Annotated in this window: 9 protein-coding genes; 8 read left to right on the plus strand and 1 reads right to left on the minus strand. The window is 53.7% G+C overall.

The window, feature by feature from the left end; genetic code table 11:
* The first annotated feature begins 12 nt into the window (after positions 1–12).
* Complete coding sequence (locus tag ACP15Y_RS09490; protein ID WP_424983088.1) at positions 13–699, plus strand: D-lyxose/D-mannose family sugar isomerase; 687 nt, start codon at positions 13–15, stop codon at positions 697–699.
* 452 nt (positions 700–1,151) lie between these two features.
* Here ACP15Y_RS09490 and ACP15Y_RS09495 read toward each other — a convergent pair whose 3' ends face one another.
* Positions 1,152–1,862 (minus strand): FadR/GntR family transcriptional regulator, encoded by a 711-nt coding sequence (locus ACP15Y_RS09495; RefSeq protein ID WP_133571499.1) that lies wholly within the window; start codon positions 1,860–1,862, stop codon positions 1,152–1,154.
* A gap of 216 nt (positions 1,863–2,078) precedes the next feature.
* Here ACP15Y_RS09495 and ACP15Y_RS09500 point away from each other — a divergent pair, with 216 nt between their 5' ends.
* The 7 genes from ACP15Y_RS09500 (at position 2,079) to ACP15Y_RS09530 (ending at position 11,310) form a co-directional block, all read left to right on the plus strand.
* Positions 2,079–3,884, plus strand: coding sequence for a gamma-glutamyltransferase family protein (locus ACP15Y_RS09500; RefSeq protein ID WP_424982831.1), 1,806 nt, complete (start codon positions 2,079–2,081; stop codon positions 3,882–3,884).
* Positions 3,885–3,988: 104 nt separating this feature from the next.
* Positions 3,989–5,104: an NAD(P)/FAD-dependent oxidoreductase gene (locus ACP15Y_RS09505; protein WP_424982832.1), complete on the plus strand. Its 1,116-nt coding sequence runs from the start codon at positions 3,989–3,991 to the stop codon at positions 5,102–5,104.
* Positions 5,105–5,116: 12 nt separating this feature from the next.
* The gene (locus tag ACP15Y_RS09510; protein WP_027834478.1) at positions 5,117–5,464 is read left to right on the plus strand and encodes a RidA family protein; all 348 of its coding nucleotides are present in this window, start codon (positions 5,117–5,119) and stop codon (positions 5,462–5,464) included.
* Between the two features lie 148 nt (positions 5,465–5,612).
* The gene (locus ACP15Y_RS09515) at positions 5,613–7,265 is read left to right on the plus strand and encodes an electron transfer flavoprotein-ubiquinone oxidoreductase (RefSeq protein ID WP_424982833.1); all 1,653 of its coding nucleotides are present in this window, start codon (positions 5,613–5,615) and stop codon (positions 7,263–7,265) included.
* Between the two features lie 474 nt (positions 7,266–7,739).
* Positions 7,740–9,128 carry an MATE family efflux transporter gene (locus ACP15Y_RS09520; protein WP_424982834.1) on the plus strand — a complete coding sequence of 463 codons (1,389 nt, stop codon included), beginning with the start codon at positions 7,740–7,742 and terminating at the stop codon, positions 9,126–9,128.
* Positions 9,129–9,311: 183 nt separating this feature from the next.
* Positions 9,312–9,755 carry an NAD(P)H-dependent oxidoreductase subunit E gene (locus tag ACP15Y_RS09525; RefSeq protein WP_424982835.1) on the plus strand — a complete coding sequence of 148 codons (444 nt, stop codon included), beginning with the start codon at positions 9,312–9,314 and terminating at the stop codon, positions 9,753–9,755.
* A 1-nt stretch (position 9,756) separates the two neighbouring features.
* On the plus strand, positions 9,757–11,310 hold the full coding sequence (locus ACP15Y_RS09530) for a formate dehydrogenase beta subunit (protein WP_424982836.1): 1,554 nt from the start codon (positions 9,757–9,759) through the stop codon (positions 11,308–11,310).
* The last annotated feature ends 1 nt before the right edge of the window (position 11,311 follow it).

Genomic DNA, 11,311 nt, shown 5'->3' on the forward strand with positions numbered 1-11,311 from the left:
AAAGAGTGCATGATGAAACGTTCTCGCATTAATGAAATTATGGCTGAAGCCGATGAGATGATCCGGTCTTTTGGCTTTGTGTTGCCGCCGTTCGCCTATTGGACGCCGGAAGAATTTAAGGCCAATGCCGACAAAGCGCGGGCATTAATTGATGCGCGGTGTGGTTGGGATATTACTGATTATGGCGCGGGCCGATTTGATGAAATGGGCCTGTTTCTTTTCACTTTGCGCAATGGTCGCCTGGCGGACCTGCAGCGCGGCGGCGGCATGTGTTATGCTGAAAAGCTACTGATTTCTCGGCAGGATCAGCTTTCGCCCATGCACACCCATTTGATCAAAGCCGAAGACATCATCAATCGTGGCGGCGCGACCATGGTGATTGAGCTGTTCGGCTCCGACGATGAGGGCAATTTTGCCGAAGATCGCGGTGGCGTTGTGCTGTGCGACGGCATTGAACGACCATTTGAGCCGGGCGAGAAACTGAAATTTGCGCCGGGCGAAAGCGTCACCCTGATGCCGGGCGACTGGCATGCCTTTTGGGGTGAGGGTGGCGATGTGCTTATTGGTGAGGTTTCCACCGTCAATGATGATGAAACCGACAATATTTTCCGCGAGCCGATTGGGCGGTTTGCCGAGATTGAAGAAGATGAAGCGCCTACGCATTTGCTGGTGAGTGATTATCGGGGTTATTTGGGATAGGTTTTATTCTATTCCTTGGGCTTGATCCGGAGATCTGGGCTGTAGCTAATCAAGACGCACGATTCGGATGAATTGCCAGTGGACAATCCGGCCTGGATTCTCGCCTGCGCGGGAATGACGGCGTAGTAGTTTTCTGCGGCCCATCACACACTCCATCGTCACCCCAAGACTTGATCTTGGGGTCCATTTCACGCTGGCCGAGGTGCAGGGCCGATATGGTTGGACGAATAGTTCTCAGTACAAATGCTTTAGGTGCCGGGCCGCTACCCTCAAATGGATTGCAAGATCAAGTCTTGCAATGACGTGGGTACGATGGGTGAAAGTGGTACCAAATGACCAGTCGGTTTGGTCGGCGGTTGAAAAGCTCTCCTGCGCATTCCCGGCCTTGAGCCAGGATCAATGGTGGTCCCGGATCAGGTCCGGGACGGCCAAGAGGTGGCTATAGTGGGACACTAAAATACCGTTGATTTTACCCGTGCGATATGGGCGCGCATTTCGGCTTTGGCGCCTTCGACGTCTTTGTTTTTGATGGCGTCCAAAATCTTGCGATGGCCTTCAAGTGAAATTACTTGGCGTTCGCGGTTGTCGTAGATTTTGGTTTTTGGGGGGAGAAGCGAGCGGTTGATGTTTTGGGCCAGTTCGTAAAGGGTGGCATTGCCGGTGGCGGCGGCTAGGGTTTCGTGGAATTCGTGGTCGAGCTTTCGAAGCTCAATGCCGTCCGTGGTTTGCCCTTGCTTTTCCAAAATCGATTCCAGCATTTCTATGTGCCGGGCTTCACCCATTTCAGCGGCGAGGGCGGCGAGTTGTGGCTCCATGATTTCGCGCAGTTGGAAAATTTCCAAGGCGCGTCGGGAGCCAGTGTTGGTGGAAACGGCGAGGGTGCGCATCAAATCGCCACGGGTGGCGGATTGGATGTAGTTGCCGCTACCTTGGCGGGCGGCAAGCACGCCTTTTTCCTGTAAAACACGGATCGCTTCACGCAGAGAATGGCGGGAAACATTGAAGATTTCGGCCAATTGCCGTTCCGGCGGTAGGGTATCTCCCGGACCGAGATTTTTCTCTTCAATCATGACGCGAATTTTTGCGATCACCGCTTCATAAGCGCGTTCTGGCGCTGGTTTTTGGGCGGTTTCCTGCATGTCGGGCTTTGGTGAGCTTGCCAAATTATTCCCCGCTTTCAATTGGTTTTTATGATTTTTAGCGCAAATGCGATGAAATGCAATGTTTGCATGTGCTTAATTCACAATCGGAAAGAGCAAAAACCGCAATTAGCCCCAAAAATCATATATTTGCTGTGTTGACGCAGCCTGTATTGCTGTCAATATTGGTGCAACCAATTGATTGAATCAAGCATAATTGCGGCGGCAGGGAGGCTAGGCGTGCAAGCATTTACAACTCGACCGGAAATTCGGGGTGATTTTGGCGTTGTGGCCAGCACCCACTGGATTGCCAGTGCCGTTGGTATGGCCGTGCTGGAACGTGGCGGCAATGCATTTGATGCTGCCGTGGCCACTGGATTTACCTTACAAGTGGTGGAGCCGCATCTAAATGGGCCGGGCGGTGAAGTGCCGATGATCATCGCCAAAGCGGGAGAAAACCCGCAAGTGGTGTGCGGGCAAGGCGTGGCGCCGGAAGGGGCGACCATTGCCCATTACCGCAATGAAGGCTTTGATATTATGCCTGGCTCGGGTTTGCTGTCTGCGGTGGTACCGGGGGCGTTTGACGCTTGGATGATGGTGCTGTGCGATTATGGCACCATGAGTGTTGAGGATGTTTTGAGCTACGCGATTCATTATGCGGAGGAGGGCATTCCGCTGGTGCCCAACATTGTGGGCACGATTGGTAAGGTGAAGGATTTATTCGCTAAGCATTGGAAAAGCTCTGCCGCCGTCTTTCTGCCGAACGGTAAGGTGCCAGCTTTGAGCGGAAAATTTGCCAATCCGCAATTGGCAGCGACTTATCGGCGGATTATTGATGAGGCCAAGTCTGTAAGTGGTCGCGAAGCGCAAATCGATAAGGCGCGAGATGCATGGTATCGCGGTTTTGTGGCTGAGGCGATTGGCGACTTCTTTGCCAATAATGAGCTGATGGACACTTCCGGCCATGCACACAGGGGTGTTTTGACCGCCGATGATATGGCCAGTTGGCAAGCCAGCTACGAAGCGCCGCTCAGCTATGAATATGGCGGCTACGACGTGCTGAAGGCCGGGCCGTGGACCCAAGGGCCAACCTTGTTGCAGCAATTGGCGTTGTTGAAAGGCTTTGATCTAGATGCGCTGGATGCGGCTGATCCGCGATTTGTGCATTTGGTGGTTGAGGCCGGCAAATTGGCCTTTGCAGATCGCGAAGCCTATTATGGTGATCCGGACTTTGTTGATGTGCCGATGGATGTGTTGCTGAGCGACAGCTACAATGATGCGCGGCGGCAACTGATTGGGGATATGGCCGCCATGCGCGCGGCGGCAGGGCAAATTGGCGATACCGAGCCCTTCGCGATTGATCGACCAAAAGGGCAAACCCAAGAAGGCCGCAACAACACTAGCATGGGCGAGCCGACGGTGGCCAAGTTTGACCATCAGGAATTGGGCGACAAGGGCAGTGTGAAGGGCGATACGTGCCACCTCGATATTATTGACCGCTGGGGCAATATGGTGACCGCCACGCCAAGCGGGGGCTGGCTGCAAAGCTCGCCTGTGGTGGAGGGATTGGGCTTTTGCCTGACCAACCGTGCGCAAATGTATTGGCTTGACGAAAAGTCGCCGAGCGCGTTGGCGCCAAAGCGGCGGCCGCGGACAACACTTTCGGTTAATATGGCGCTCAAGAATGGTCAGCCGGAGCTGATTTTCGGCACGCCGGGCGGGGATCAGCAGGACCAATGGTCGCTACATTTCTTCCTGCGTCATGTTCATTTCGGCCTGAATTTGCAGGAAAACATTGATACGCCGGGTTTCTTCACCAACCATTTTACCTCCAGCTTTTATCCGCGTGAGGCAGATTTGGGGCATTTGGAAGTGGAAACGCGTTTTGGCCAGCAGGCGATTGAGGCATTGCGGGCAAAGGGGCACAATGTGGTGGCGGAAAGCGACTGGTCAATTGGCCGGATGACAGCAGCGCAAACTCGCGATGGATTTTTGCGCGCTGCCGCCAACCCGCGCCAAATGCAGGGCTATGCAGTAGGCCGCTAACCGCGCCGCATAAACGCAGAATTGATGGTGGAAATCCTTTGTGATTAATGCCATGGTTTGGGCGTCGGTGGGATGACATTTCCAATCAAGGGACAGTTTTAAAATTGGCAGAAAAGTATGATGTAGCCATTGTTGGCGCAGGCATTGCGGCGGCAGGCATCGGTGCGCAATTGGCGCAGCGTGGATTAAAAATTGTTCTGCTCGAATCAGAAGATCGGCCAGGGGTGCACAGCACGGGCCGTTCGGCTGCGATTTTCGTGCAAAATTATGGCAATGACGCCATCCGGGCGTTGAGCCGCGCATCGTTCCGCTATTTCCAAAATCCGCCCAAGGATATTTTCGATTATTCCGTTTTGGGCGATCGCGGCATTTTGTTTGTGGCCAATGAGGCGCATAAGCCGCATTTGGATGAATTGCTGGATGCGGGTGAAGGGCTGGTGCCCATCAGCGTGGAGCAGGCGATTGAAATGGTGCCACTGCTCGATAAAGGTCAGTTGGTGGCCGCAGCACATGAGCCAAATGCGAAAGATTTGGACGTGGCGGCGTTGCACCAAGGCTGGCTGAAACAGATCAAGAAACATGGCGCTGAGGTGCGGACGGATAGCGAAGTGCTGTCTGGTTCAAACCAATCTGGCCATTGGGTGCTGGAAACAAAATCCGGCTCTGTGGAAGCCGATAAAATCGTCAATGCTGCTGGTGCTTGGGGCGATGTGGTGGCGGAACGCTGCGGCGTGCGCCCGGTAGGGTTGCAGCCTAAACGCCGTTCCATCGGTGTGTTGGCCTCGCCGATGCCAGAGCAATCCATGCATTGGCCAATGCTGATTGATGCTGGGGAAACCTGGTATATGAAGCCTGATGCGGGGCAGTTTTTGGTGTCGCCAGCGGATGAAGACCCGGTGGACCCGCACGATGCGTTTGTGGACGATATGGTGCTGGCCGAAGGGCTTTTCCGTTTCGAAGAAATGATGAATTTTGAAGTGACGCGGCTGGAGCATAGCTGGGCGGGGCTGCGCGTGTTTCCGCCTGATGGTACGCCCATTTCTGGCTATTCAGCAGACCAAAACGGCTTTTTCTGGCTTGCAGGGCAAGGTGGATATGGCATTCAAACGTCGGCTGCCCTGTCGGAATTGGCGGCGTGCCAATTGATGGAAATTGATTTGCCTGAATTTGCAGAGCAATGGCTGGTGGACAGTTTGTCGCCAGCACGATTTGAACACTAAAAGGAAGAAAAAATGAGCATTAAACGCATTGAACCCGGTTCACGCATGAGCCAAGCTGTTATCTTTGAAAATATGGTCTATTTGGCTGGCCAAGTAGGCACGCCTGCTGCGAGCATTGAAGAGCAAACCAAAAGCATTTTGGATAAGATTGACCGTTTGTTGGCAGAATCTGGCACATCTAAATCAAATGTGTTGAAAGCTGAAATCTGGCTTTCAGACATGAAGCATTTCAATGAAATGAATGCGGTTTGGGATGCGTGGATTGATCCGGCAAACCCACCTGCGCGCGCTTGCGGCGAAAGCAAATTGGCGACACCTGATTTTGATGTAGAGATCATGATCACGGCTGCTAAAGTTTAGCAAAAATAGGGCTGCCAATGCGTTTTGCGCATTTGTTTATGCAAAAGGGTCAATTGGCAGCCCGGTTTGTTTGCGGTATGACTTGCTTTAAGTTTTAAATAATGCGCGTTGCGCACAACCTTCAGGCATAAGGTTTTAGGGGAACAGCATGGCAGAGATCGAACGCGAAGCGATGGAATATGATGTGGTGATTATTGGCGCGGGGCCTGCAGGGCTTTCTGCAGCTATTCGCATCAAGCAAAAAGCGGGCGACGATGTTTCTGTTGTGGTGCTGGAAAAGGGCTCTGAAGTGGGCGCCCACATTCTGTCTGGCGCGATTTTGGATGTGTCCGGCCTGAATGAGCTAATCCCTGACTGGCAGGAAAAAGACGCGCCGATCAAAACTCCTGTCGGCACAGACGAGTTTCATGTGTTTTCCGAAACGGGCAAAAACACAATTCCCCACGCGTTCATGCCGCCGCTTTTGAGCAACAAGGGCTGCTATATTGTGTCCATGGGCAATGTGTGTCGCTGGTTGGCAGAGCAGGCCGAAGCGATTGGCGTTGAGGTGTTTCCCGGCTTTGCCGCGTCTGAACTTGTTTATGGCGAGAATGGCGAAGTGGCTGGCGTTGTGGCCGGCGAATTTGGCCTGAACCCAGATGGCACGCCGGGACCAAACTATGAGCCGGGCATGGAATTGCGCGGCAAATATGTCTTTTTCTCAGAAGGTGCGCGCGGGTCACTGTCGCAGCAATTGATTGAGAAATTTGATTTGGCCAAAGATGCTGACCATCAAAAATATGGTCTGGGCATGAAAGAGATTTGGGAGATTGATCCCGCCAAGCACAAGCTTGGGCATGTGGAACACTCCATGGGTTGGCCGCTGGACAAGGACGCAGGCGGCGGCTCCTTTATCTATCATTTGGAAGATAATCAGGTTTACGTCGGGTTCGTGGTGCATCTGGATTACAAAAATCCGCACCTGTTCCCTTATGGCGAATTCCAAAAATTCAAGCATCATCCGCATGTAGCTGAGCTGCTGAAAGGTGGACGCCGCACTGCCTATGGTGCGCGGGTGATTTCTGGCGGTGGCGCTCAATCATTGCCGAAAATGGTGTTCCCGGGTGGGGCGCTGTTGGGATGTGCGGCGGGCACGCTCAATTTCGCGCGGCTTAAAGGCAATCACAATGCAATGCTTTCTGGCATTGCCGCCGCGGATGCGGTGGTTGAGGCTTTGGCCGCTGGGCGTGCGGGCGACGAGTTGACCGCCTACGAAACCGAAGTGCGGACCGGCCCGATTTTCAAAGACATCGACAAAGTGCGCAACGTTAAGCCGCTGGCCAAAAAAGGGCCTTTGGGCGTGATGCTTTCTGGCATGGATATGTGGTGGGCGTCTTTGTTCGGTAAGCCGCTTTTGGGCACGCAAAGCCATGGAGTTTCCGATGCGGAAGCCACCGGCAAAGCGGCTGATTATCCGAAATTGACCTATCCGAAACCGGATGGTGAATTGAGCTTTGATCGGCTGACCAATGTGAGCTTTTCGTTCACCAACCACGCGGAAGAGCAGCCTTGCCATTTGAAGCTTAAAGACCCAGCAGTGCCGATTGAAAAAACACTGCCGGAATATGATGAGCCATCACAACGCTATTGCCCGGCTGGCGTTTATGAAGTGGTTGAGCAAAATGACGGGTCTGGCCCGAAATTTGTGATCAACGCGCAGAACTGCGTGCACTGCAAAACCTGCGACATCAAAGACCCGGCCCGCAATATTGTGTGGACCGCCCCGCAAGGCGGCGAGGGGCCGAATTATCCGAATATGTAGGTTGCGATTTGGGGTAGACGGGCACTTGATGCGCGGTTTTGCTCGATTGACTTGCCTTTCACTGCACACCCACGTCATTACCGGACTTGATCCGGTAATCCATTTGCGGCTGGCCGTGTGGCAATATTTGGGCGAGTTGGCTCGGATATTGGGCAAGACCACAACTCTTCTTCACCAAACAGCGAATGCTGCATGGACCACCGGGTCGAGCCCGGTGGTGACGAGGGAGAGTGGGGATGCGTGTGGGCATTGAGGTGATCGCGGTCGATGCGGTAAGCAGGGCCCCAAAATGGTGGCTAAAAGGTCACCATTTTTATTTCTGCGCTGTTCAAGCGCTTAAATCTTCAAAATTTTTCATCATATATCTTGCCAAATCTAAATCCGGCTGACAGATTTTCAAACATATATTTCTGGCCTCACGCGCGATTTGCGCCTCTCAGGCGATCCAGAACCTTCAGTTTAGAGGATTTAGCTGTGGCACAAGTGCAAAATGCCCCGGGCGTGGGCAATATGTGGATGGATGAGGCGCGGGCAACTTTTAAGTTGGCGTGGCCATTGGTGTTGGCGCAATTGGCGCAAATCGGGTTAAGCACGTCTGACGTGATCATGATGGGCTGGTTGGGGCCTGAATTTTTGGGCGCCGGGGCGCTGGCTCATTCTTTCATGTTCTTCTTTTTGATTTTTGGCATGGGGCTGGTGACCGCTGTTGCGCCCATGATGGCGAAAGCCATTGGCGAAGAAGATGAAGTCTCTGTGCGCCGCACGGTGCGGCAGGGTTTTTGGGTGTGTATTGCATTCAGTACAATCGTCATTCCCTTTATGCTGCAAATTGATCATATCTTTTTGCTGCTGGGGCAGGAGCCCGATATTGCGGTGCTGGCAGAGACATATGCCCGCGTCGGGGCGTTCCAGTTTTATCCCTTCCTGCTGTTTGCGGTGATGCGCTCATTTTTGGCAGCGCACAACATCACCATGGTTGTTCTGCTCGCCACATTGGTGGGCATTGTGCTCAACATTATTGGCAATTATGGCTTGATGTTTGGCAATTTTGGCTTGCCGCGGCTGGAACTGTTGGGGGCGGGCATTTCAACTGTGATTGTGCACAGTGCCACTTTCCTGTTTGCGCTGTTTTATGCGCTCGCGCTTAAACGGTTTAAAGATTACAATTTGTTGCAGCGGTTCTGGAAACCAGATTGGCAGCGCTTTTTCGAGGTGATCCGCGTGGGCGTGCCTATCGGCTTTATGTTGATGGCGGAGATTGGCATGTTTTCCGTGGCGGCCTTTATGATGGGCTGGTTGAGCAAACCTGAATTGGCCGCTCATGCGATTGCGCTGCAAATCACGGCGATTTCCTTTATGGTGCCGCTCGGCATCAGCCAGGCCACAACGGTGCGTGTTGGCATTTGCCATGGGCGGCGGTCGCCCATTGGCGTGATGGTGGCTGGCTGGACCAACATCGCCATGGGTGTTGGCTTTATGGTGTTCACCTGCATTTTGTATATTTTGTTTCCCGGCTTTTTTGTTCAGTTCTTCCTGAACCCGGCCGATCCGGAGAATGTTGCTGCGTTCAACTTTGCGGTGACTTACATCATGATTGCGGGCGTGTTCCAATTGGTGGATGGCGGGCAAGTGATGGCTGCCGCGTCTTTGCGGGGATTGTCCGACACAAAGGTGCCAATGGCGATTGCTCTATTTGGCTATTGGGTCGTTGGCATTCCCGTCGGTTATCTGCTTGGATTCGTGTTCGAATGGCGGGGCATTGGTGTTTGGGCTGGCATGGCCTTGGGTCTTGCCGTGGTGGCGGTTTTGCTGACCATTCGGTTCTCGCAACGGGATCGGCTCGGCCTTGTCCGCTATGGATAGGTGCAGTCAATCATCCGTTATTTGGATGAGATCTAAATCAGATGTATAATTGTCATATGCCTCGTGTTATTTTAAGTTTAAAATGATTTGGGGCATATGCGGCACATTAAATGGGCTGCCCTGAAAAAATTATTGACGCGCGAACCGCTTGACGGTTGCACGCGGGAGGGGGAAGCTAGCGCCATGACTGACAAGTTGCATAACATTATTGCGCCCTATGTGGGCGAAACAGGCGGCCTGATTTCGGCGATGCACGCGGTGCAAGCAGAGTTGGGTTATTTGCCTGAGGATGTGCTGCCCGTGGCGGCAGAGCTATTCAACATCACCAAAGCCGAAGTGAAAGGCGTGATCAGCTTTTATGCTGATTTCCGTGACCAGCGGGCAGGCGCAACCCATGTGCGCGTTTGCGTGGCTGAGAGCTGCCAGTCTGTGGGCTCGCGCGACTTGGTGGCCGCGCTGGAGGAGCGTTTTGCCTTGAAGCTGGGCGAGACGGATTTGGCGCGGGAGCTGACCATTGAACCGGTCTATTGCCTCGGGCTTTGCTCCGTGTCGCCAGCGGCGGAAGTGAACGGCAAATTGGTGGCCAAAGCCGACGCAGACAAGATCGCCAAGCGGGTGGAGGCATAGCATGATCAAAATTTATGTGCCTCTAGATAGCACGGCTGTTGCCCTTGGTGCCGACGAGGTGGCCGAGGCGATTTTGGCCGAAGCGCAAAAGCGCGATGCATCGGTGCAAATGGTGCGCAATGGTTCGCGCGGGATGCACTGGTTGGAGCCGCTGGTTGAGGTTGAGCAGGGCGGCAAACGGATTGGCTTTGCCAACGTCGATGAGGGCGATGTGGCCTCTCTTTTTAAGGCGGAGTTTTTGACCAAGGCGGATCATCAAAGCTGCATTGGTGAGGTGGATGCGCATCCATTTTTGGCCAAACAAGAGCGGCTGACCTTTGCACGCTGCGGCTTTATCGATCCGTTGGATTTGGATGCCTATGCGGCGCAAGGTGGCTTGGCCGGGTTGAAGCGGGCGATTGAATTGAGCCGCGAGGAGATTGTCGGCGACGTGATGCTGTCGGGCTTGCGCGGGCGCGGCGGTGCCGGCTTTCCGGCGGGCATCAAATGGAAAACGGTGAGCGAAGCCGAGGCCGACCAGAAATATATTGTTTGCAATGCCGACGAAGGCGATAGCGGCACTTTTGCTGACCGGATGATTATGGAAGGCGACCCGTTTTGCCTGATCGAAGGCATGGCGATTGCGGGCCTCGGCGTTGGTGCGACCAAGGGCTATATTTATTTGCGTTCCGAATATCCGGTGGCACTTAAAGTATTGAATCAAGCGATCGAAATTGCCCGTGAAAACAATCTGTTGGGTGACAATGTTCTGGGATCGAATCAGGCATTTGATCTTGAAGTGTTTGTCGGTGCGGGCGCTTATATTTGCGGGGAAGAGACCTCGCTGCTTGAGAGTTTGGAAGGCAAGCGCGGGCAAGTTCGCGCCAAGCCGCCGTTGCCTGCGCTGGAAGGCCTATTCGGCAAGCCGACCCTTGTGCACAATGTGATTTCCTTGTGCAGTGTGCCGATTATTCTGGCCAAGGGTGGCCAGTTTTATGCTGACTATGGCATGGGCAAATCTAAAGGCACTTTGGCGTTTCAACTGGCGGGCAATATTGCCCAAGGTGGTTTGGTGGAGAAAGCCTTTGGCATTTCCCTACGCTCACTAATTGAAGATTTTGGTGGTGGCACGCGGAGCGGTCAGCCGTTTCGGGCGGTGCAGATTGGTGGGCCATTGGGGGCTTATTTGCCTGAAAGCCTTTTGGATCTGCCGATGGATTATGAAACGCTGGCTGAGCACGGCGCGGGCGTTGGCCATGGCGGATTGGTGGTTTTTGATGATCAGGTCAATCTGCGCGAGCAGGCGCATTATGCGTTTGAATTTTGCGCTGAGGAAAGCTGCGGCAAGTGCACGCCGTGCCGCGTTGGCGCGGTGCGCGGCACCGAAGTTATGGAGCGCATTGCCAAAGGCGAAGATTGGGCGCAAAATATGGTGCTGCTCGATGATTTATGCGAACTGATGGTGGATGGCTCTTTGTGCGCCATGGGCGGGATGACCCCGATCCCCGTGATGAGCGCGAAAAAGCATTTCCCTGATGATTTTGAGCCGGACCATGCTGTCCGTGCAGCAGAATAGG

Source organism: Maritalea sp. S77 (assembly GCF_049801075.1).
Lineage (GTDB): Bacteria > Pseudomonadota > Alphaproteobacteria > Rhizobiales > Devosiaceae > Maritalea.